Raw genomic sequence first — 23142 nt, 5'->3', positions numbered from 1 at the left:
TGGTCGCGCGACAGCTACCCGTCAACGCTGGAGTGATTAGGTGCTCGTTGTCTTAGAGGCCTTCGCAGCTGCCTTGGCGGCTTGTTTGCTGGCGCGAACTTTGACCAGGGAATCTGGATCCACGATGTCGGCAACAGAGAGGTATGAGCCCTCCTCGCCGTAGTGCCCGGCTGCTTCCCGCCATCCTTTGGCTTGAAGGCCGCATTGCTTACCCAGGAGGGCCAGGAAGATTTTCGCTTTCTGCTCTCCGAACCCAGGCAAGGCCTTGAGCCGGCGCAGTACTTCAGCACCGTCGGGATTGCCGCTGGTCCAGATTGCCGCAGCGTCGCCGTTCCAATCCCGGTGTACCGTTTCGGCGAGGGCTTGGACCCTGCCGGCCATGGACCCTGGGAAGCGATGCACGGCGGGGCGTTCTTTGAATACCTCCACGAAGCCTGCGGGGTCGTAGTCCGCGATCGTGCCAGGATCCAGTGATCCAAGGCGTGTACGGATCTTTTCCGGACCGGCAAACGCCGACTCCATGGTTACCTGTTGATCGAGCAACATTCCGGTCAGCAATGCGAAAGCATCGTCACTCAATAGCTGATCGGCGGCGGCATCTCCTGTGATGTGCAATTCCATGCGTCCCATCCTCCCACCGGTGCGCACGGTCGTCATCGGAAGTGATCAGGTTGGCCAGGTTGATGAACGAACAGAGTAATGTCCGACGGCGGGCTGGCGCGGGTTTTTGGGGTGGTGTTTGGGGGTTGTTGGGGTTGTGTTGGGGGGTTGTTGGGGTGGATTTGCGTTGGGGGTGTGGGGCGTGTATTGTTTTCTGAGTCGCCGGGTGCGAAACGGAAAGCCGGAAGGTGTGTACGGTTCGGTAGGCGGCCAAAAATAACTCTTCTTTTCCAATGGCCTTGTTGGGTGTGCTGCTTTTGTGGTGCGCTGTGCGGGGTGATGTTTTGGGGGGTCTGTTGTTTGAGAACTCAATAGTGTGCCAAGTTTGTTGATGCCGATTGTTTTATTGATTGGTTGAAATTATGGCCGGATTGCTGCGCACCCCCGTGTGTGGTGGTCTGGTTTTCAGCTGGTTTCGAATTTTGTGCAGCCGTGTCTTGCCGTTATTTCCGGTGGGTGTGGTTGTGTCTGTTATTTTTCAACGGAGAGTTTGATCCTGGCTCAGGATGAACGCTGGCGGCGTGCTTAACACATGCAAGTCGAACGATGATCCCAGCTTGCTGGGGGATTAGTGGCGAACGGGTGAGTAACACGTGAGTAACCTGCCCTTGACTCTGGGATAAGCCTGGGAAACTGGGTCTAATACCGGATACGACCATCTGGCGCATGTCATGGTGGTGGAAAGCTTTTGTGGTTTTGGATGGACTCGCGGCCTATCAGCTTGTTGGTGGGGTAATGGCCTACCAAGGCGACGACGGGTAGCCGGCCTGAGAGGGTGACCGGCCACACTGGGACTGAGACACGGCCCAGACTCCTACGGGAGGCAGCAGTGGGGAATATTGCACAATGGGCGAAAGCCTGATGCAGCGACGCCGCGTGAGGGATGACGGCCTTCGGGTTGTAAACCTCTTTCAGTAGGGAAGAAGCGAAAGTGACGGTACCTGCAGAAGAAGCGCCGGCTAACTACGTGCCAGCAGCCGCGGTAATACGTAGGGCGCAAGCGTTATCCGGAATTATTGGGCGTAAAGAGCTCGTAGGCGGTTTGTCGCGTCTGCTGTGAAAGACCGGGGCTCAACTCCGGTTCTGCAGTGGGTACGGGCAGACTAGAGTGCAGTAGGGGAGACTGGAATTCCTGGTGTAGCGGTGAAATGCGCAGATATCAGGAGGAACACCGATGGCGAAGGCAGGTCTCTGGGCTGTAACTGACGCTGAGGAGCGAAAGCATGGGGAGCGAACAGGATTAGATACCCTGGTAGTCCATGCCGTAAACGTTGGGCACTAGGTGTGGGGGACATTCCACGTTTTCCGCGCCGTAGCTAACGCATTAAGTGCCCCGCCTGGGGAGTACGGCCGCAAGGCTAAAACTCAAAGGAATTGACGGGGGCCCGCACAAGCGGCGGAGCATGCGGATTAATTCGATGCAACGCGAAGAACCTTACCAAGGCTTGACATGAACCGGAAAGACCTGGAAACAGGTGCCCCGCTTGCGGTCGGTTTACAGGTGGTGCATGGTTGTCGTCAGCTCGTGTCGTGAGATGTTGGGTTAAGTCCCGCAACGAGCGCAACCCTCGTTCTATGTTGCCAGCGCGTTATGGCGGGGACTCATAGGAGACTGCCGGGGTCAACTCGGAGGAAGGTGGGGACGACGTCAAATCATCATGCCCCTTATGTCTTGGGCTTCACGCATGCTACAATGGCCGGTACAAAGGGTTGCGATACTGTGAGGTGGAGCTAATCCCAAAAAGCCGGTCTCAGTTCGGATTGGGGTCTGCAACTCGACCCCATGAAGTCGGAGTCGCTAGTAATCGCAGATCAGCAACGCTGCGGTGAATACGTTCCCGGGCCTTGTACACACCGCCCGTCAAGTCACGAAAGTTGGTAACACCCGAAGCCGGTGGCCTAACCCTTGTGGGGGGAGCCGTCGAAGGTGGGACCGGCGATTGGGACTAAGTCGTAACAAGGTAGCCGTACCGGAAGGTGCGGCTGGATCACCTCCTTTCTAAGGAGCTGCTAACAGCTGTGTTGTTCACCTGCATGGGTGGATGACGGGTTGTCAGTGTTGCCCATTGCGCAGGCGTCTGTTCTGCGGTGGGTGCTCATGGGTGGAAACATCAACGAATCAAGAGTTTTTTTGGCATGGCCTTTCCGGTTGTGTCCTGGTGTTAGTACGGCAGTGCCGCGTCTCCTTTGTGGGGTGTGGTGGTGTCAGGAACGCGCTGGGGCGTGGTTTGTGTGGGTTGTGTTTGGCGCACTGTTGGGTCCTGAGGCAACAGGACCTTTTTGCAGCAATGCATGGGGGCATCTTCTGGTGTTTCTTTTGTTCCTGCTTCCGGTATCACCGGTCACTGTTTAGCGGCTCCGCTCCTTTTGTGGGTGTGGGGGTTGTGGTGTCCGGGGGTCTGGTTGATGGGGTTGTTGTTTGAGAACTACATAGTGGACGCGAGCATCTGGAACACACACGTGTGTGTGTTCTTACAGCAATTTCTTATGAATGAACCTGGCCCTTAGTGGTCATGGTTCTCTCGAGTAAGTTTTTGATCTTTGTGTGGTCAAGTTTTTAAGGGCACACGGTGGATGCCTTGGCATTAGGAGCCGAAGAAGGACGTAGGAATCTGCGATAAGCCTGGGGGAGTTGATAACCGAGCGTTGATCCCAGGATGTCCGAATGGGGAAACCCCGCACAACGCTGTCATGGTGATTGTGTGACCCGCATCTGAACACATAGGGTGCGTGGGGGGAACGCGGGGAAGTGAAACATCTCAGTACCCGCAGGAAGAGAAAACAAGAGTGATTCCGTTAGTAGTGGCGAGCGAACGCGGATCAGGCTAAACCGTTTCCATGTGTGATAGCCGGCGGGCGTTGCATGGGCGGGGTTGTGGGACTTTCCGTACTGGTTCTGCCGGACTGGTGGGGTGTGTAGTGCAGGCATAGGTGAACGGTCTTGAAAGGCCGGCCAGAGAGGGTGTGAGCCCCGTAACCGTAATGTTGTGTACCGCCTGGAGAGGATCCCAAGTAGCACGGGGCCCGAGAAATCCCGTGCGAATCTGTCAGGACCACCTGATAAGCCTAAATACTTCCTAATGACCGATAGCGGACCAGTACCGTGAGGGAAAGGTGAAAAGTACCCCGGGAGGGGAGTGAAACAGTACCTGAAACCGTGTGCTTACAATCCGTCGGAGCCAGTCTGATTCTGGTGACGGCGTGCCTTTTGAAGAATGAGCCTGCGAGTTAGTGTTACGTCGCGAGGTTAACCCGTGTGGGGTAGCCGTAGCGAAAGCGAGTCTGAACAGGGCGAGTGTAGTGGCGTGATCTAGACCCGAAGCGGAGTGATCTACCCATGGCCAGGTTGAAGCGACGGTAAGACGTCGTGGAGGACCGAACCCACTTCAGTTGAAAATGGAGGGGATGAGCTGTGGGTAGGGGTGAAAGGCCAATCAAACTCCGTGATAGCTGGTTCTCCCCGAAATGCATTTAGGTGCAGCGTTGCGTGTTTCTTGCCGGAGGTAGAGCTACTGGATGGCCGATGGGCCCTACAAGGTTACTGACGTCAGCCAAACTCCGAATGCCGGTAAGTGAGAGCGCAGCAGTGAGACTGTGGGGGATAAGCTTCATAGTCGAGAGGGAAACAGCCCAGACCACCAACTAAGGCCCCTAAGCGTGTGCTAAGTGGGAAAGGATGTGGAGTTGCGAAGACAACCAGGAGGTTGGCTTAGAAGCAGCCATCCTTGAAAGAGTGCGTAATAGCTCACTGGTCAAGTGATTCCGCGCCGACAATGTAGCGGGGCTCAAGTACACCGCCGAAGTTGTGGATTTCACACAGTACCCTAGCCTTCGTGGTTCAGGGGTGTGGAGTGGTAGGGGAGCGTCGTGTGGGCAGTGAAGTCGCGGTGGAAACCAGCGGTGGAGCCTACACGAGTGAGAATGCAGGCATGAGTAGCGAAAGACGGGTGAGAAACCCGTCCGCCGAATGATCAAGGGTTCCAGGGTCAAGCTAATCTGCCCTGGGTAAGTCGGGACCTAAGGCGAGGCCGACAGGCGTAGTCGATGGACAACGGGTTGATATTCCCGTACCGGCGAAAAACCGCCCATGCCAAGCGGGGGATACTAACCGCCCGGAGCCTGCCCGCCCACCCTTGTGGTGTGTGGGTTTTGGCCGAGCGCGGGACCTGATCCCGGGAGGTAAGCGTATTAACAGGTGTGACGCAGGAAGGTAGCCGGGCCGGGCGATGGTTGCCCCGGTCCAAGGATGTAGGGTCAGGGATAGGCAAATCCGTTCCTGTGTGCTTCGAGCACGCTCCTGAGATCTGATGGGACCCCCGTTCGGGGGGATCCGGTGATCCTATGCTGCCTAGAAAAGCATCGACGCGAGGTTTTAGCCGCCCGTACCCCAAACCGACACAGGTGATCAGGTAGAGAATACCAAGGCGATCGAGAGAATTATGGTTAAGGAACTCGGCAAAATGCCCCCGTAACTTCGGGAGAAGGGGGGCCTGCCCCGTGATACAGACTTGCTCTGTGGAGCGGGTGTGGGCCGCAGAGACCAGGGGGAAGCGACTGTTTACTAAAAACACAGGTCCGTGCGAAGTCGCAAGACGATGTATACGGACTGACTCCTGCCCGGTGCTGGAAGGTTAAGAGGACCGGTTAGCCCCTTCGGGGGCGAAGCTGAGAATTTAAGCCCCAGTAAACGGCGGTGGTAACTATAACCATCCTAAGGTAGCGAAATTCCTTGTCGGGTAAGTTCCGACCTGCACGAATGGAGTAACGACTTCCCCGCTGTCTCAACCATAAACTCGGCGAAATTGCAGTACGAGTAAAGATGCTCGTTACGCGCAGCAGGACGGAAAGACCCCGAGACCTTTACTATAGTTTGGTATTGGTGTTCGGAGTGGCTTGTGTAGGATAGGTGGGAGACGTTGAAACCCGGACGCCAGTTCGGGTGGAGTCATCGTTGAAATACCACTCTGGTCACTTTGGACATCTAACTTCGGCCCGTGATCCGGGTCAGGGACAGTGCCTGATGGGTAGTTTAACTGGGGCGGTTGCCTCCTAAAAAGTAACGGAGGCGCCCAAAGGTTCCCTCAGCCTGGTTGGCAATCAGGTGTCGAGTGTAAGTGCACAAGGGAGCTTGACTGTGAGAGAGACATCTCAAGCAGGGACGAAAGTCGGGACTAGTGATCCGGCGGTACATTGTGGAATGGCCGTCGCTCAACGGATAAAAGGTACCTCGGGGATAACAGGCTGATCTTGCCCAAGAGTCCATATCGACGGCATGGTTTGGCACCTCGATGTCGGCTCGTCGCATCCTGGGGCTGGAGTAGGTCCCAAGGGTTGGGCTGTTCGCCCATTAAAGCGGTACGCGAGCTGGGTTTAGAACGTCGTGAGACAGTTCGGTCCCTATCCGCTGCGCGCGCAGGAAATTTGAGAAGGGCTGTCCTTAGTACGAGAGGACCGGGACGGACGAACCTCTGGTGTGTCAGTTGTACTGCCAAGTGCACCGCTGATTAGCTACGTTCGGATGGGATAACCGCTGAAAGCATCTAAGCGGGAAGCTCGCTTCAAGATGAGATTTCCATACACAATTTGTGTGAGAGGCCCCCAGCCAGACCACTGGGTTGATAGGCCGGATGTGGAAGCGAGGACCAAAGACTCGTGAAGCTGACCGGTACTAATAGGCCAACAACTTACACCACACACAACACTGCACGCGTCCACTATGTGGTTCCCGAACAACAACCGTTCCAGGAACCAACAACTGAATAACAACACCACAATGTTGTAACCACGAATCTTCCCACCCCGCCACCCAAACCGGTGACCGGGGACGGGTAACAAGGTTACGGCGGTCATAGCGTGGGGGAAACGCCCGGTCCCATTCCGAACCCGGAAGCTAAGACCCACAGCGCCGATGGTACTGCACCCGGGAGGGTGTGGGAGAGTAGGACACCGCCGGACACACATTAGGTCGAGACCCCCCAACCCACACCACGGGTCGGGGGGTCTCCCATTTAACAACCAGCCACGCCCAGGGCGGGAAAGCCCACCCAGAGGCGAACTCCCCTAGCCCGAGAAGAACTCAGACAACTCTGCGATGAGCTTGTCGGGCGCCTTGTTGGGGCCATCGTGCCCGAATCCAGGGAGGATGGTGTAGCTCGAGCCGGACAGGACGTCGTGGATCTGGCCGCACGCCACACCGAAGTAGGCGGGGCTCTTCTCGCCCACCACGATCAGCGTTTCAAGGGGCAGTTCAAGGAACGGCTCGGCGGGCATATCCGCAGCTATCACTGCCTTGATTTCGCGGACTCCGCACGTCATCAGTTCCCGCATCTGCTTGCCCATGGGTGTTCCGGCGGTCAGCTTGGTGGCGAGCGTCAACATGGACAGGGGCATGCGCGCGAAGGCCCCACCGGTCTCTACTCCCTTGATGAGTACGGCGAGTCCGCGATCGTAGTCTCCTGCCGCCGTCGCGCGTTCATATTCCGGCGTCCAGTCAGCTTTGACGCTGTGGTTGACGGAGACAGCGGGATCGTAAACGGCGAGCCGCTCAACCGGTAAGGTCCGTGCCGCATGCAGTGCAACGGCGCCGCCGAAGCTGTGCCCGAAAACGTCAGTGCTGGATGTGTGTTTCATGACAGCGTCAAGATCCCGGATGTCGGCTTCGAGGGTGTAGTCCTCGGGCTGCGGAGATGATTCACCGCGTCCACGGCGGTTGAAGGTATGGACAGGCCGGCCGAGGGACTCACTCAGTTTCTGCGCGAAACGTGTGTAGTCGGAGGCCGTCACCATTGAGGCGGGCACGACCACGATGCCGGAGCCTGCAGCTGCCAGGTCACCGCCCGTAGTCAGTACCTCGAGGTGTCCGCCGTCCGTTGTGGTGATGATCTCGCGCGTCATGTCTTGAGCCTAACCGAGCCACCTGAACGCAGGCAGCATGCCGGACGTTATGTGGACAACAATCAGCTTTTGAAGTAGTCCGAAATGTCCATGACGAGTTCCTTCACAGCGGCTGGAACGGAGCCATGGAAGCCCTTTGGCGATATCTCAAGGGTGCTTCCGGGAACAGCGGCGTGCAAACGCGCTGCGGTTACCTTGTAGTACTGCGGGCTCTTCTTGCCCACCATGAAATGGGTGCTGGCAGGTAGAACGGAGAAATCGCGCGGAGTTTCCGTGGCGTCGAAGGCAGCTTTGAGTTCTCCGACGCCGGATGGCAGGAGTTCACGGAACATTGTGTTGACTTTGGTTCGCGAAACCACGGCCATGAGGCCCACCAGCAGGGGTTCAGGGACCCGGGCCAACGCACTTCCCGGATGCATTCCCTGCTTCATGCGGGCCAATGCGAGGTTGATGTTGCCCTTGTTCACGGAATCCTCGAAGCCGGCCATCCAGTCGGTGTCCATGCTTCCGTCGATATTAACTGCCGCGTCGTAAACGGCGAGCCTGTCCGGTTGGTGCCGTGTGCCGGCAAACGCCTGCGCAGCGTTGAGGGCCACCGACCCGCCCAGGCTGTGGCCGAGGATGTTCCTCGCGTCGGTGGCATCCATGATGGTGCGCACATCCGCAATTTCCGTGACCATGGAGTAGTTGTGTGGTTGATCGCTGGAGTTGCCGCGGCCCCTGCGATCGTAGACGTCCACGGCCCACCCATCACCGAGGCCCTTCGCGAGGGCAATGGAAAAGGGCCGATAGATCAGGGCAGTGAGGAATGCGCCACCGATCAGGACCACGCGGCGCTCCCCGGGTGCGTCTTCCGCGCCGTAGCTGTACAAGGCGAGTTTGCCGCCGTCGTGCGTTTTGATGGTGCGTTCCCTCACCGGTTTATCCTAGGGCGCGCCGGCACTGGGGCTGTGCCTCCTGAGAGGAAACGGGCGATTCGGGCTGCAAGCCGCCTGCCTGGCCGCAGGGGACCTTCATGGAACTGCAAGGGCACAATAGCGAAGTCGATGACTGGAACCGCTCCAGCAAGGGTGCGGCCGGTCTCGGCGAAGTAGGACGGACTCCAGCCGCCGCTAAGCATGAGTGTTGGAGTCACGAGCGAGGTGAAATCGTGAAGATGCGCGTCGGCGTCGAGTACGGCCCGCATTTCGGCGACGGCGGTGGGCAACAGGGAGCGCATCTCCGAACCCAGCCGCGTCTGTGCAGAGAGGATGCTCAGCATCCGCAAGGCTCCCATCGGCAGGTAGGAGATGGGACCGGCCGTTCCCAAACCCTGCACCAGATGGGCCCACGCATGGTCCAGTTGGCCTGCGGTAACTGCGGCTTCCAATTCCGGACGCCACCGGCCATGGAGATTTCCTGATAGCGAGACAGCGGCATCGTAGGTGACCAGGCGGTTGATCTTGGTGCTGCGAGCCGCCTGAAGCGCCACGAAGCCGCCGTAACTGTGCGCCACGACATCCGTTGAGTCTGTCCTCCGCATCACCGCCTGAAGGTCCGCGATCTCGGTGCCGGCGGAGTAGCCGGGCGGTTGTGGCGCCGAACGGCCGCGGCCTCGCCGGTTGTAGCAATGGACCGGTCGCCCCAGCATGAGGCTCAGGGTCCGCGCGAAGGGCCAGTACAGGGAATCGGTCACCAAAGTCCCATGGACCACGACGACGCCGGACGGTTCCGCAGGCGCCTGCGAACCGGGAATCGAGGCTTTCGACGCCGGCCGGAACGTGTGCACCTCAAGCTGCCCGCCGCCGTCGTCCGTTTCAACTGTCCACGTCTCCACAGCCCGAGTCTATGTCCGGACGTAGAGGCCCGTAATCACCGGTAAACTTAAGGACTGTGACTTCCGCAAACACCCCAGCCCTGAACACCTCCGCAGAGCCCATCGACGCCAGCGAGCAGATGCGTATCCGCATGGACAAGCGCGCCAAGCTGATCGAACGTGGCACAGAGGCCTATCCTGTGGGCGTTGAGCGGACGCATTCCTTGAGTGAGATCCGCGAAAAGTATGCGCATCTGGAAGCCGACGAAACCACAGGTGACATCGTCGGCGTCACGGGCCGCGTCGTGTTCGTACGAAACACCGGCAAGCTCTGCTTCGCTACCCTCCAGGAAGGTGGCGTTGACGGCAAGGGCGTTCGTCTCCAGGCAATGCTGAGCCTGGCCAATGTGGGCGAGGAAGCGCTGGCCGATTGGAAAGCCCTGGTTGACCTTGGGGACCACGTTTTCATCAAGGGCGAGGTCATTTCCTCCCGCCGCGGTGAGCTCTCCGTCATGGCCGATTCCTGGTCCATGGCCTCCAAGGCCCTGCGCCCGCTCCCGGTCCTGCACGCGGAGCTTAACGAAGAAACCCGTGTCCGCCAGCGCTACGTGGATCTCATGGTCCGCGATGAAGCCCGCGAGATGGTCTACAAGCGCGCTGCCATCACACGATCTGTCCGCGACACCCTTGACCGCCACGGCTACGTCGAGGTGGAAACCCCCATCCTGCAACTGGTCCACGGTGGCGCCACGGCGCGTCCGTTCGAGACGCACATGAACGCGTTCGATCAGAAGATGACCCTGCGCATCGCCACGGAACTCTTCCTGAAGCGCGCGGTAGTGGGTGGCATCGACCGCGTCTATGACATGGGCCGCGTGTTCCGAAACGAAGGCGTGGACTCCACGCACAGCCCCGAATTCACCACCCTTGAGTGCTACGAAGCCTGGGCTGACCAGTTCGTCATGGCTGAGCGCATGAAGGAAATCATCCTGAACGTGGCGGACGTGGTTGGTACCCGCACCATCCAGACCGACGCCGGCGAGATCAACCTCGACGGCGAATGGGCTTGGGTTGCGGTGTACCCGGGGCTTTCTGAAGCGATTGGCGTTGAAGTCACTCCCGACACCACGGTGGAGGAACTGTTGGCCATTGCTGCCAAGCACGAGGTCAAGGTGGATCCGAAGTGGGACGCCGAGAAGATCGTGGTTGAGCTCTTCGGCGAGATCGTGGAACCCACCCTGCTGAATCCGACATTCGTTTACAACTATCCGCCGTCCGCTCAGCCGCTTGCCCGTCCGCACCGCGAAGACGGCCGCCTGATCGAGGCATGGGACCTGATTATCGGGGGCATGGAGCGCGGCACAGCCTTCTCCGAACTCATTGACCCTGTCATCCAGCGTGAACGGCTTACGGAGCAGTCACGCCGCTCTGCGGCTGGCGACGTAGAGGCCATGCAACTCGACGAAGACTTCCTTCGCGCCCTTGAGTACGGCGCCCCGCCCATGGGAGGTATCGGGCTCGGCATCGATCGCCTTGTGATGTTGTTCACCGGTGCAGGTATCCGCGAAACCATTCTGTTCCCCTTGCTGAAGCCCGAAGGACACTGATCATGGAATACATCGCAGTCCTGGCGCCATCGATCGTTGTTGGCTTGATCTTCTGGTTTGCCATGAAGTCCATCTTCAATGCGGACAAATCCGAGCGGCAGGCAGAAGCCCGCGCCCAAGCAGAGGCCAATTTGCGGAATTCCGGCCCTGAGGGTGAAGGCCCGGCAGCTAAATAGCCTGCAAATTGGGTGTCCTTAGCAGGAAACCCAAATGTGCCTTTGACGTGTGTGCTTGGCGTGAACGATAATCAGGAATAGGAACCCTCAAATTTCTGATTATCCAACCCTCCAAAAGAGAGGCTACTCATGGCACAGAAAGTTAAAATCATCCTCGTCGATGACCTGGATGAAGGGTCAGCGGACGAAACTGTCCGTTTCGGGCTGGACGGCGTTAGCTACGAGATGGACTTGTCCACCGCTAACGCAGAATCTTTGCGCAAAGCACTGGAGCCCTACGTAGCCAAGGCCAGGAAGACCTCTTCGGGCCGTGCAACACGTGGCCGTGCGACTGCCACTCGAAACCAGGATTCGGCACAGATCCGTCAATGGGCTCGTGACAACGGTTACACCGTAAACAGCCGCGGACGTATTCAGGCTGAAATTCAGGAAGCGTACCAGAAGGCCAATTCCTGATTCACCCGCCTTCAATGCCCCGGCAACTTCTGCCGGGGCATTAGGTTTTAAGCCCATAGTTTGTTGTCAGGCCTTCCAAGGGGGTGCCTGGACCAAGCCTTGGAATATTCCGTGAATCGTTCCGGCACCTGCGGTGGGGGATTATCCGACCTTTTGGAACTGGTCAAAGCGCCTGCTCAAAGCGCCTGCTCAAAGCGCTTGCTCAAAGCAGGCGGGGCGCGTTCCTCGGCCTATCACTGCCCTGGGTGGCTGACCCACGTCCTTCAGGAGCCCTGACCACGTCCTTCCGGAGGCCGGCACGGGCGTGGGACAGGCGTTCCGCGGCCGGGCCTCCCTACCGCGAAGGGGGTGCCAGGTTTATTCCGCTGGGCGTCATGTTTCCCCTGTGGCGAACACGCTCCAAAAGTCGGGCTCCTGCACGTAGCATCAAAGTACGTCGTAGCTAGGAGTGTGGCGAAATGTTTGAGAGATTTACGGACCGTGCCCGTCGCGTGGTTGTCCTTGCCCAAGAAGAGGCACGGATGCTCAATCACAATTACATTGGTACCGAGCACATCCTCTTGGGTCTGATCCACGAGGGTGAAGGCGTTGCCGCAAAGGCGCTTGAATCCCTGAGCATTTCGCTCGATGGCGTCCGCGAACAGGTGCAGGAGATCATCGGCCAGGGCCAGCAGGCTCCGTCCGGGCACATCCCCTTTACCCCGCGCGCCAAGAAGGTGCTTGAGCTTTCGCTCCGCGAAGCACTGCAGCTCGGCCACAATTACATCGGAACCGAGCACATCCTGCTCGGTCTCATCCGCGAGGGTGAAGGCGTTGCTGCCCAGGTACTGGTCAAGCTTGGCGCGGACCTTAACAGGGTCCGTCAGCAGGTCATCCAGCTGCTTTCCGGCTACCAGGGCAAGGAAGCCGCAGGTTCGGGTTCCAGTCAGGGCCAGCCGGAGGGAACCCCGGCAGGCTCGGTGGTTCTGGACCAGTTCGGACGCAACCTCACCCAGGCTGCCCGCGAGAACAAGCTCGATCCCGTGATCGGCCGCGAGCAGGAGATGGAACGCGTCATGCAGGTCCTCTCCCGCCGTACCAAGAACAACCCAGTGCTCATCGGTGAGCCCGGCGTCGGTAAGACGGCCGTCGTCGAGGGCCTTGCCCAGGCGATTGTCCGCGGCGACGTCCCGGAGACCATCAAGGACAAGCAGCTGTACACGCTGGACCTTGGTTCGCTGGTTGCCGGCTCGCGCTACCGTGGCGACTTCGAAGAGCGCCTGAAGAAGGTCCTCAAGGAGATCCGCACCCGCGGCGACATCATCCTCTTCATTGACGAGATCCACACCCTCGTTGGTGCAGGTGCTGCTGAAGGCGCCATCGATGCTGCATCCATCCTGAAGCCGATGCTTGCCCGTGGTGAACTCCAGACCATTGGTGCCACCACGCTGGATGAGTACCGCAAGCACATTGAGAAGGACGCTGCTCTTGAGCGCCGCTTCCAGCCGATCCAGGTCAAGGAGCCTTCCGTCGCCCACGCGATCGAGATCCTGAAGGGCCTGCGGGACCGCTACGAGGCACACCACCGCGTAACGATTACCGACGGCGCCCTCGCCTCAGCCGCGCAACTGGCCGAACGCTACATTTCGGACCGCTTCCTGCCGGACAAGGCGATCGACCTCATCGATGAAGCCGGCGCACGCCTGCGTATTCGCCGCATGACCGCTCCGCCGGAGCTCAAGGCCATGGACGAGCGCATTGCCGACGTCAAGATGGAGAAGGAATCCGCCATCGACGCCCAGGACTTTGAGGGTGCCGCTTCGCTGCGCGACAAGGAGCAGAAGCTCATTGCCGAACGCGCTGAGAAGGAGCGCAACTGGAAGTCCGGCGGCATGGATGACATCTCCGAGGTTGATGAAGACCTGATCGCCGAGGTTCTCGCGAACTCCACCGGTATCCCCGTCTTCAAGCTCACCGAGGAAGAGTCTTCGCGGCTCCTCAAGATGGAAGACGAACTGCACAAGCGCGTCGTCGGCCAGGACGAAGCCATCAAGGCTCTTTCCCAGGCTATCCGCCGCACACGTGCAGGCCTGAAGGACCCCAAGCGTCCTGGTGGCTCGTTCATCTTCGCCGGGCCTACGGGTGTCGGCAAGACCGAGCTCGCCAAGGCCCTTGCCGAGTTCCTGTTCGGTGAAGAGGACGCCCTCATCACGCTGGACATGTCCGAGTACTCCGAGAAGCACACGGTTTCGCGACTCTTCGGTGCACCTCCGGGCTATGTCGGCTACGAAGAAGGCGGCCAGCTGACGGAGAAAGTTCGTCGCCGTCCGTTCTCCGTGGTCCTGTTCGACGAAGTTGAGAAGGCCCACGCGGACCTCTTCAACTCGCTCCTGCAGATCCTGGAAGACGGCCGACTGACCGACTCCCAGGGCCGCGTGGTGGACTTCAAGAACACCGTGATCATCATGACCACCAACCTGGGTACCCGCGACATCTCAAAGAGCGTCGCTACGGGCTTCCAGTCCGGCACGGATACCCAGACTGGCTACAACCGGATGCGCGCCCGGGTCACGGAGGAGCTCAAGCAGCACTTCCGCCCCGAGTTCCTCAACCGCGTTGACGATGTTGTGGTGTTCCCGCAGCTCACCCAGGACGAGATCATCGAGATCGTGGACATGTTCGTTACCCGCCTGGAGCGTCGCCTCAAGGACAAGGACATGGGCATCGAGCTCACCACGGCAGCAAAGGTTCTTCTGGCCACTCGTGGCTACGATCCCGCAATGGGTGCCCGGCCGCTGCGCCGCACCATCCAGCGCGAGATCGAGGACCAGCTCTCCGAGAAGATCCTCTTCGGCGAATTGCACTCCGGTGACATCGTTGTGGTGGATGTGGACGGCGAAGGCGACGACGCCAAGTTCACGTTTGCAGGCAACGCCAAGCCGCGGATCCCGGAGATTGCTCCTACCGCATAAGGCACACGTACGAATGCAAAGCCCCATCCGCTCCGAAAGGAACGGGTGGGGCTTTCGCGTCAGGTGACGTCTCGCCAGCACCGCCAGTATCGCGCCATATCTGAAAGTAGTGTTTCACTATGAGTGAACGGCTCTGTGATCCGCAGCACAATACGTGTTGAATCGGAGCATGGATTCGACTGACACCCCAAGCCCAGGCATGCCACCTGAAACTCCTTTCCACGATATCGACCACTACCTCTCCATCCCCAGGGTCAGTGGTCTCACGCTCAGCCCGGACGGCAAGCGCCTGGTCACTACCGTTTCCACCCTGAACGGCAAGGGCATCGAGTTCGTCACTGCACTGTGGGAGATCGACCCCACCGGCCAGAGCCACGCCCGACGGATCACCCGGAGTTCCAAAGGTGAGGCCGGTGCCGCCTTTGCCGCGAACGGCGATCTTTACTTCACGTCTTCCCGCCCCGACCCCGAGAGCGCAGATCCCCACGCCGATCCGGTGAACGCACTGTGGCTGCTCCCTGCCAGTGGGGGAGAGGCTCGGGTTGTGCACACTCGAGCCGGCGGGATCAGTTCCGTCATGGCGGCAAAGAACGCGGATGCCATCATCGTCAACGCCGAGGTTTTGGCGGGCTCCAGCAATGAGGAGAACGACGAAGAACGCCGCAAGACCCGCAAAGACAACAAAGTGTCCGCCATCCTGCACAGTGGCTACCCGATCCGCTATTGGGACGCGGACCTGGGTCCTGCCCAACCGCGCCTGTTTGCAGTGGAGCCGGGCGAGGAGGAGGAAGCCGGCAAACCAACCACCATTGACGCACCAACGCCGCTTAAGCTGAGGAACCTGACTCCCGGCGTCGGCGGCTCGCTGCGGGAAGCCAAAACTGTGGTGAGTCCGGACGGCAAGACCATCTACACGAGCCTCACCAAAGCTCTCGCCAAGGCCGACAGCCGTGAGGTGCTGGCCGCCGTCGACGTCGCCACGGGAACCGTCAAGGTACTTCTGGACCGCGAGGGAATGAGCTACTTCCCTGGTCCCGTCAGCCCGGACAACCGCACGCTGGTGGTGGAGAGCGAGAGTGACACCACGCCCACGCAAGCGCCGCAGGTCAAGCTGCACCTGCTGGACGTATCAGGCAGCGAAACGACTGACCTGGAGCCGCTCGCGCACCAATGGGACCGCTGGGCTACTGCCTTGGCGTGGCTCCCGGAAGGCAATGCCATCCTGGTGAAAGCGGACGACGACGGCGCGTCGCCGGTTTTCCGGATCGACGTTGCTGACGGTGGAGTAACACGGGTGACGGAAGACGCTGCCGCGTATTCCGACGTCGTGGTTTCGCCGGACGGAACCACAGCGTACGCACTGCGGAGCTCCTACGAGTTCCCCCATGAAGCTGTACGGATCGACCTCGCTTCCGGAGAGGTGGTGAGGTTGCAGGCACCCGCGGAACGGCCAACGTTCAAGGGGCACCTCGAACGTGTGGAAACGACGGCGGAGGACGGCGCTCGTCTGCCGGCGTACCTGGCGCTCCCTGAAGGTGCGTCCGGTGACAACCCGGCCCCGCTCCTGCTATGGATCCACGGTGGGCCCCTGGGCTCATGGAACGCCTGGACCTGGCGTTGGAACCCCTGGCTGCTGGTCGCCAAGGGCTATGCCGTGCTGCTGCCTGACCCTGCGCTCTCCACAGGCTACGGTCAGGAGTTCATCCAGCGCGGCTGGGGTGAATGGGGCAAGAAGCCCTTCTCGGACCTCATGGCTATCACCGATGCCGTAGTTGAGCGGGCGGACATCGACGAGTCGCGGACAGCGGCGATGGGCGGGTCCTTCGGCGGCTACATGGCCAACTGGGTGGCAGGCCAGACGGACCGTTTCAAGGCGATTGTGACCCACGCCAGTTTGTGGGCCCTGGACCAGTTCGGCCCCACCACCGACGCCGCGCAGTACTGGCTGAAGGAAATGACCGTTGAGATGGCGATGGAGAACTCGCCACACCTCAACGTACGCAACATCAAGACGCCCATGCTGGTGATCCACGGAGACAAGGATTATCGCGTCCCGATCGGCGAGGGCCTGCGGCTTTGGTACGAACTCTTGTCCTCATCGCAGTTGCCCGCCGACGACAACGGCCAGAGCCCGCACCGGTTCCTCTACTTCCCCGACGAAAACCACTGGATCCTCCAGCCGCAGCACGCGAAGGTTTGGTACGGAGTAGTGGAGCATTTCCTGGCAAAGCAGGTGCTGGGCGAGGAGGTGGGCCTGCCGGAGGAGTTGGGGATCTAGAGACCGGAACGGGAGGCGGCGGATCAGCCTGCGGACATACGGCGAATTCCGGTGGCGTAGGCGTCGAGGACTTCGAATATCCCGCGGTGCTGCCACACGCGGTTGCGGCCGCGGCCTGACGCTTCCGTCAGTACGCCGCGGTCCGTCAGGGCATCGAGTGCGCGCAACGCCGCCATCTCGCCAAGTCCGAGCTCGGTCACAAGGTACTTCGTATTCACTGCAGGCTGGCCGATCAGTGCGGGCAACACCCGCCAGGCCGCCGCGTCCGCGCGCAGCCCCGTCATCTTCGCGCGGGACTCCTCGAGTTGTGCGACAAGGTCGTCGACCAGCCGCGATCCGGTAGTTGCGGCGATCCGACTCGCCATTGCGAACTCTAGGACGATTGGGCCGGCATCGCCCTCCCGAAATGCGCCCAGTGCTGCGAAGTAGCGTGCGGTATCCACGAGGAGGCCCGCGGAGATCGGCACCGCGGTTGAGTCCACCAGGCCCTTGTTACGGAGAATCGACTGCGCCAGTGCGCGCCCTGTCCGGCCGTTCCCGTCCGGGAAGGGGTGAATCGTTTCGAACTGGGCATGGCTGATCGCCACTTGGACGAGTACGGAGACATCCTGGCGATCGATGAACTTAACCAGGTCCGTGATCGCAGCGGGAATGCGGTCGTGGTGCGGGGCGACGAACTCGGCCACCCGTGGCCCTGCCTGACCAGGGCCGATCCATATCTGCTCGTCCCGGAAACGGCCGGCACCGGCAGGATCGAAGCCGCGCTGGTGGAGCATCAGTGCCTTGTGCATTGCGAGGATGGAATCCTCGCTGATGTCGTCGGCCAGTTGGAGGGCCGCCTCCATGGCTCGAACGTTGCCGATGACGGTGAGGGCGTTGGCTTTGCCGCCCTCGTCGATCTCGGCAAGAGCGAGCTGCTTGGCGGACGTCGTCAACTGTTCGATCTGTGAGCTGGAGGCAGACTCTGTGCGCAGCAGGATCGCCGTCATTGGCCCGAGCGCGGGATTGTCTCTACCAAGGGTCCGCTGCGCGTGCTTGTCGAACCCGACCAGCTGTCGAGTGGCGTCCTCGATATCGGCGGAATCTTCGCTGGAAATGAAGGGGGTCCAGTCGGCTATCGGCGCCGTGACGGCCGCCTGGTAAGGGCCGGTTTGGCGCTCCACCTCCGCGCGGGAGTACATCTCCGGCGCTCGCGGCTTCCAGTCGAAGGTCTCGAAGGAGACCGGATCGACCGGAATACCAACGCGCGGAGGTGTTGCCATGCATCCAGCTTACCAACACTTATCAAGCTAAGTGTTGGTAAGGGCTTCCAGTCCATCAACTAGGCCTCTTTAAGCGTGGGCGCGACAGCCCTTGCCAACAGATGAACCCATAAATGTTGGTAACCGCTCCTCCTTCTCAGTCACGAATCCGCGGCCCCGTCCCACGTAGCTAGGATGGGGGAGTGAATTCGACCTTTAGCCTTCGTCCTGCCCGTACTAGTGATGTGGCGGCGATTAAGAGGTTGGTCGCGCCTTTGGCGGAGCAGCGCATTTTGATGGCCAAGGAAACTGTGGCCTATTACGAGAGCCTCCAGGAATTCCGGATTGCCGAATCCCAGGACGGCGACGTGATTGGTTGCGGTGCCCTGCACGTTATGTGGGAGGACCTGGCCGAGATCCGCACTCTTGCCGCCGCGGACACGTGGCGGGGCCGGGGTGTGGGGCATGTGCTGGTGGAGGATCTCCTCGAAAAGGCCAAGGAGCTCGGTGTAAGCCGGGTTTTCTGCCTGACGTTTGAGGTTGACTTCTTCAAGCGCCATGGCTTCGAGGTCATGGAGGACCAATCGGCGGTGGACCCGCAGGTGTACTCGGAGTTGCTGCGCTCGCATGACGAAGGCGTGGCGGAATTCCTGGATCTGGCCCGGGTAAAGCCCAATACTTTGGGCAATACACGCATGATCAAGCACCTGTAAGAACCCACAACAAGCGCTGACAGATACGGGGTTCAACCCTGCCCGGATTATGCGTGATTTAAAACCCCTTCTCTTATCTAAAGTTGATGGATAAACTGATCGAGGCTTGCTGGGGAGCTTCCGCCATTCGGTCAATCGAGAGAAGATCATGCAGTCCCACGCGTCGTTTTCTGGTAATTCAAGTGTTTCTGAACTCCAACTCAGTGTGCGCGGTCCCGTGTTCACGCCTGCCGATCCCGGCTTCCAAGCCGAGGTAGCGGCCTTCAACCTCTCTACTCAACACCAGCCGGATCTTGCCTTCGGCGCCCTCGACGCAGAGGACGTTTCGGCGGCTATCAGATGGGCGGCGGAACGGGGAATACCCGTAGCCGTCCAGTCCACAGGGCATGGTGCAACCAACGCGATAGAAGGCGGGATGCTTATCAGTACCCGCCGGATGCTGGAACTCAGCGTCGACCCCCTTGAGAAGACCGCCAGAGTGGGGGCCGGTGTTCGGTGGAAGGCTGTGGTTGAGCTTGCTGCAACCTTCGGTTTGATGGGGCTCTGTGGTTCAACCAGTGACGTCGGCGTGGTGGGATACACGCTGGGCGGGGGCCTGCCAATCCTCGGCCGAAAGTACGGCTTCGCCTCGGATCATGTCATCGCTTTCGAGCTGGTCACAGCGGACGGCACCCAGCAAAGGGTTACTAAGGACGAGAACCCTGAGCTGTTCTTCCTCCTGCGAGGCGGCAAAGGCAATCTGGGCATTGTGACGGCCATGGAATTCCACCTCTTCCCAGCCGCAGACATCTACGCCGGTGGCGTGTACTTCGACGGCGGGCACGCCCCGGAAGTCCTTGGGGCGTTTAGGGAATGGGTGCCATCGCTACCCGCGGAGGCATCGGCGTCGTTGGCGTTTTTGCGCCTTCCGGAGATGGAGATGATTCCGGAGCCGTTGCGGGGAAAGTTTGTGATCCACCTCCGCTACGCCTACCAAGGCGACCTGGCTGCAGCGGCGGAGCTGCTGGAGCCCATGCGCCGAAGCGCCCCGTTCATGATGGACGCCACCGGCCCTTTGGAAGCAAGCCAATTCGACACAATCCACCAGGATCCGGACCAGCCAGTCCCCGTTCGCGAGCGTGGCTTCCTGCTTGACCGGTTGGACGACGAGGCGTCCGAGGCAATCCTGCGGCACTTCGGTCCGGGCGTTGAGAGCCCGGTGTTGCTGGCCGAACTCCGGCTGCTGGGCGGTGCCCTCGCCAAGAGCGCGGAGGGCGAGGATATTGTGGGCGGACGTGACGCGGCGTTCAGCTTCTACATGGTTGCCATTGCCGCGGCTCCTGTTGTTGAGGTGCTGCCCGCAGTTTTCGAAGCCGTGCATACAGACCTTCGTCCCGCTGCCAATCCGGGCACCTTTGTGAACCTCCACGGGCACTTTGTGGATGTCGAGGACAGGGAGCGCCCTTGGGGCCCCAGTGCGCGGGAGCGGCTTAAGAAGGCGAAAGCGGAGCTGGATCCGAAGAATATGTTCAGCTTTGGGCACGTAGTGGGCCTTCCTGCCACGGAACAGCCGGTTGTTATGGATCAGACCGCGCTGCTCGAAGACGTGGTCACTGCCGGCGGCGACGCCGCGCTGAACAGTTAAGGAGCGGACCGTGCAAGATCGTGTCACGTTTCCCGACTTTTCAGCTTTCCAGATAGACATCCCCCACGGGTCCTGGCCGAACGAATCCTTCTGGCCGGGGACCGCCCACTCGAACCCGGACTTGTACTCCGCATTTTGGCTCGATTTCCATGCCCGCAGTGACCCTGAATTCAGTCCTCCCGCCGCCGCGGAAGCCGGGCACCACGAAGATTAACTGTGTCATTCCGGCAGGGGCGGGCTTTTGGGCCGTCCCTGCCGGCCTTTAACGGGCGTTGGGGGTTCTGCACGCCACGAGGCCTACCCTGTGCCCGGACACCGGTAGTAGGGTCAGAGCACCAGCCACAGCACGTCCAGGAGCATCCCATGAAAAAGCTCATCAATGATCCACGCGCCGTGGTGGACGAGTCCGTCGAAGGCTTCGGCATGGCCCATGCCGACATCGTGGACGTCCATCCGGAGCCTAAGTACGTCATCCGGAAAGGCGCACCTGTTGCGGGCAAGGTTGCCCTGGTATCCGGCGGCGGCAGCGGTCACGAGCCGCTGCACGCTGGTTTCGTGGGCCTCGGAATGCTCGACGCCGCGGTGCCCGGCGCCGTTTTCACGTCGCCCACGCCGGACCAGATAATACCGGCGACCGTCGCTGTCGACTCAGGTGCCGGCGTCGTGCATATCGTCAAGAACTACACAGGCGACGTCCTGAATTTTGAGACGGGGGCGGAGATGGCACAGGCCGAAGGCGTACACGTGCGTTCGGTGCTGGTCAACGACGACGTCGCCGTGGAGGACTCCTTGTACACAGCGGGCCGACGTGGAGTGGGCGGGACGGTCCTCGTGGAGAAGATCGCCGGTGCTGCCGCCGAGCGTGGAGACGGTCTTGAAGCCGTCGCCACCATCGCGGAGCGGGTCGCTGCCAACGTGAGGACCATGGGAGTAGCCCTCTCTGGCTGCACAGTTCCGCACGCCGGTAAGCCGAGCTTCGAGCTGGCGGAGGACGAAATCGAGATCGGCATCGGTATCCATGGCGAGCCTGGACGGCACAGGATCGCCATGGAAAGCGCTGACGCGATCACCGACCGTCTATTGGAGCCCGTGCTTGAGGATCTCGCCATCTCCTCCGGCGACAGGGTGCTGCTGTTCGTGAACGGCATGGGCGGCACGCCGCAGAGTGAGCTCTACATCGTCTATCGCCGGGCCGCCCAGGTACTCGCAAAGCGCGGGGCATCAGTGGAGCGCTCGCTGGTGGGCAATTACGTGACGTCACTTGAAATGCAGGGGTGCTCGGTGTCCGTGCTACGCCTCGACGACGAATTGACGCATTTGTGGGATGCTCCCGTTCACACGGCCGCCCTGCGTTGGGGAGTGTGAGCATGGGCCTGGGGGTTGATTGGGCAGTGGACTGGCTGAAGCTTTCGGCGAAGGCCATGGCAGAACACCGAACCGAACTGATTGAGCTGGACCGGGCAATCGGTGACTCGGACCACGGCGAGAACATGGACCGTGGATTCCAGGCCGTGTTGCAGAAGCTGGACGAGGCGCCGCCGGAGACCCCAGGAGCTGCGCTCAAGGCGGCGGCGATGGCACTGATGTCCAAGGTGGGCGGAGCTGCAGGGCCGCTGTACGGCACTGCATATCTTCGGGCGGCCACGTCCCTCGGGGACACCGCCGATATTGATGCAGAGGCGCTGGCTTCCGCGCTCGCGGCTGCCCGCGACGGAGTGGTGGCCCGCGGCAAAGCCGAGACAGGGGACAAAACCATGATCGACGCATGGACGCCTGCAGTTGAGGCAGCCCGGAACGCGGCGTCCGATGGCGGCGATGTACTCGCCGTCCTGCAGGCTGCTGCCGAGGCGGCCGAAGTTGGGGCGGTGGCTACCGATCCGCTGGTGGCTCGCAAGGGCCGCGCAAGTTACCTCGGGGAGCGGAGCGCAGGGCATCGCGATCCAGGAGCGGCCTCCACGGCGTTGCTCTTGCGCGCCGCGGCAGCCGCAGCGGCCGGCTCCGCAGGCAACACGGGAACCGACGCCGTATGACAGTTGGGATCGTGGTTGTCTCCCACAGCAGCAAGATCGCTGAAGGTGCTGTGGAACTCGCCGCCCAGATGGCGCCCGACGTCGAACTCGTCGCCGCCGGGGGCACTGACGACGAACGGATTGGCACCAGCCTCGAGAAGGTCCTTGCCGCCGTCGAGCAGTCACTGATTGATGCCGGAGGCGAGGGCGTGGTGGTGCTGACGGATCTGGGCTCTGCAGTAATGACAGCTGAGTCTGCGATCGAGTTCGCCAGCGACCCCGACGCTATTTTGCTTGCCGATGCGCCTCTGGTTGAAGGGCTGGTGGCCGCGGCCGTCGCGGCGCAGGGCGGGGCTGGCGCCGACGAGGTGCGTAAGGCTGCCGAAGCGGTTGGATTCCGGGCTTCTGCCGGTACTGACCCGGGCGGTCCTTACGAGTCCCGGGAACCGGATGCTGCCGGCGATTTCGAGCTGATTAATCCCATGGGCATCCACGCGCGGCCTGCGGCCAAGATAGCCGGTGGACTGTCCGGCCTTGACGCTGAGGTGACAATCAACGACGTCGACGGGACCTCGATGATGGCGCTCATGACGCTCGCCGCCGCCCAGGGTGCAACCCTGCGCGTGGAGGCCCGTGGCAAGGACGCCGCAAAGGCAGTTCAGTATGTCGGACGGTTGGTGGGCGAGGGGTTCGGCGAGATCTGACACGCCTTCATCAGGAGCAAATATTGCTAAGTAC

At 60.7% G+C, this 23142-nt stretch carries 16 protein-coding genes and 3 rRNA genes; 14 read left to right on the top strand and 5 right to left on the bottom strand.

Translation table 11 applies throughout. From position 1 onward, the window contains the following. Window positions 1-36: 36 nt before the first annotated feature. Entirely contained in the window at window positions 37-630 is a 594-nt protein-coding gene (locus tag ACTAQJ_RS16130) for an HhH-GPD-type base excision DNA repair protein (RefSeq protein WP_498697588.1), read from the bottom strand. 508 nt (window positions 631-1138) lie between these two features. Here ACTAQJ_RS16130 and ACTAQJ_RS16125 point away from each other — a divergent pair. The 3 genes from ACTAQJ_RS16125 (at window position 1139) to rrf (ending at window position 6615) form a co-directional block, all read left to right on the top strand. Then, window positions 1139-2659, top strand: a 16S ribosomal RNA gene (locus tag ACTAQJ_RS16125). 548 nt (window positions 2660-3207) lie between these two features. After that, a 23S ribosomal RNA gene (locus ACTAQJ_RS16120) occupies window positions 3208-6353 on the top strand. A 145-nt stretch (window positions 6354-6498) separates the two neighbouring features. Then, window positions 6499-6615 (top strand): 5S ribosomal RNA (gene rrf / locus ACTAQJ_RS16115). Together the 16S, 23S and 5S rRNA genes form the textbook arrangement of a ribosomal RNA operon. Before the next feature lie 105 nt (window positions 6616-6720). Here the strand turns inward: rrf and ACTAQJ_RS16110 are convergent. The 3 genes from ACTAQJ_RS16110 to ACTAQJ_RS16100 all read right to left on the bottom strand — a co-directional run bounded on the left by ACTAQJ_RS16110 (window position 6721) and on the right by ACTAQJ_RS16100 (window position 9370). Beyond that, entirely contained in the window at window positions 6721-7554 is an 834-nt protein-coding gene (locus tag ACTAQJ_RS16110; RefSeq protein WP_431117459.1) for an alpha/beta fold hydrolase, read from the bottom strand. A gap of 62 nt (window positions 7555-7616) precedes the next feature. Next, on the bottom strand, window positions 7617-8471 hold the full coding sequence (locus tag ACTAQJ_RS16105; RefSeq protein ID WP_498697587.1) for an alpha/beta fold hydrolase: 855 nt from the start codon (window positions 8469-8471) through the stop codon (window positions 7617-7619). Then, on the bottom strand, window positions 8468-9370 hold the full coding sequence (locus ACTAQJ_RS16100; RefSeq protein WP_431117461.1) for an alpha/beta fold hydrolase: 903 nt from the start codon (window positions 9368-9370) through the stop codon (window positions 8468-8470). Before ACTAQJ_RS16100 ends, ACTAQJ_RS16105 begins: the two co-directional genes overlap by 4 nt. A gap of 56 nt (window positions 9371-9426) precedes the next feature. On the opposite strand from ACTAQJ_RS16100, the gene lysS reads away from it, so the two are divergent. The 5 genes from lysS to ACTAQJ_RS16075 all read left to right on the top strand — a co-directional run bounded on the left by lysS (window position 9427) and on the right by ACTAQJ_RS16075 (window position 16817). After that, a complete protein-coding gene (gene lysS, locus ACTAQJ_RS16095) occupies window positions 9427-10956 on the top strand; it encodes a lysine--tRNA ligase (protein WP_431117462.1) in 1530 nt (509 codons plus the stop codon). Window positions 10957-10958: 2 nt separating this feature from the next. After that, window positions 10959-11132, top strand: a complete 174-nt coding sequence (locus ACTAQJ_RS16090; protein WP_216922753.1) for a hypothetical protein — start codon at window positions 10959-10961, stop codon at window positions 11130-11132. Window positions 11133-11261: 129 nt separating this feature from the next. Beyond that, a complete protein-coding gene (locus ACTAQJ_RS16085) occupies window positions 11262-11588 on the top strand; it encodes a histone-like nucleoid-structuring protein Lsr2 (protein WP_223947524.1) in 327 nt (108 codons plus the stop codon). A gap of 458 nt (window positions 11589-12046) precedes the next feature. After that, window positions 12047-14539: an ATP-dependent Clp protease ATP-binding subunit gene (locus ACTAQJ_RS16080; RefSeq protein ID WP_216922749.1), complete on the top strand. Its 2493-nt coding sequence runs from the start codon at window positions 12047-12049 to the stop codon at window positions 14537-14539. Window positions 14540-14708: 169 nt separating this feature from the next. Beyond that, complete coding sequence (locus tag ACTAQJ_RS16075) at window positions 14709-16817, top strand: S9 family peptidase (RefSeq protein ID WP_498697585.1); 2109 nt, start codon at window positions 14709-14711, stop codon at window positions 16815-16817. Between the two features lie 23 nt (window positions 16818-16840). On the opposite strand, the gene ACTAQJ_RS16070 is transcribed toward ACTAQJ_RS16075, so the two are convergent. Continuing rightward, window positions 16841-18079 (bottom strand): Fic family protein, encoded by a 1239-nt coding sequence (locus ACTAQJ_RS16070; protein WP_498697583.1) that lies wholly within the window; start codon window positions 18077-18079, stop codon window positions 16841-16843. Window positions 18080-18261: 182 nt separating this feature from the next. Between ACTAQJ_RS16070 and ACTAQJ_RS16065 the strand changes: the two genes are divergently transcribed. The 6 genes from ACTAQJ_RS16065 to dhaM all read left to right on the top strand — a co-directional run bounded on the left by ACTAQJ_RS16065 (window position 18262) and on the right by dhaM (window position 23108). Then, window positions 18262-18771: an amino-acid N-acetyltransferase gene (locus tag ACTAQJ_RS16065; protein WP_497943896.1), complete on the top strand. Its 510-nt coding sequence runs from the start codon at window positions 18262-18264 to the stop codon at window positions 18769-18771. 217 nt (window positions 18772-18988) lie between these two features. Continuing rightward, on the top strand, window positions 18989-20395 hold the full coding sequence (locus ACTAQJ_RS16060) for an FAD-binding oxidoreductase (protein ID WP_498697581.1): 1407 nt from the start codon (window positions 18989-18991) through the stop codon (window positions 20393-20395). 10 nt (window positions 20396-20405) lie between these two features. Continuing rightward, window positions 20406-20609: a hypothetical protein gene (locus ACTAQJ_RS16055; protein ID WP_498697580.1), complete on the top strand. Its 204-nt coding sequence runs from the start codon at window positions 20406-20408 to the stop codon at window positions 20607-20609. A 149-nt stretch (window positions 20610-20758) separates the two neighbouring features. After that, a complete protein-coding gene (gene dhaK / locus ACTAQJ_RS16050; protein WP_498697578.1) occupies window positions 20759-21760 on the top strand; it encodes a dihydroxyacetone kinase subunit DhaK in 1002 nt (333 codons plus the stop codon). 2 nt (window positions 21761-21762) lie between these two features. Further along, window positions 21763-22425: a dihydroxyacetone kinase subunit DhaL gene (gene dhaL, locus ACTAQJ_RS16045; protein ID WP_498697576.1), complete on the top strand. Its 663-nt coding sequence runs from the start codon at window positions 21763-21765 to the stop codon at window positions 22423-22425. Then, window positions 22422-23108 (top strand): dihydroxyacetone kinase phosphoryl donor subunit DhaM, encoded by a 687-nt coding sequence (gene dhaM / locus ACTAQJ_RS16040; RefSeq protein WP_498697575.1) that lies wholly within the window; start codon window positions 22422-22424, stop codon window positions 23106-23108. Before dhaL ends, dhaM begins: the two co-directional genes overlap by 4 nt. Window positions 23109-23142 lie beyond the last annotated feature (34 nt).

Source organism: Arthrobacter sp. alpha11c, from assembly GCF_054149985.1.
This window is presented reverse-complemented; position numbering and strand designations above follow the sequence as displayed.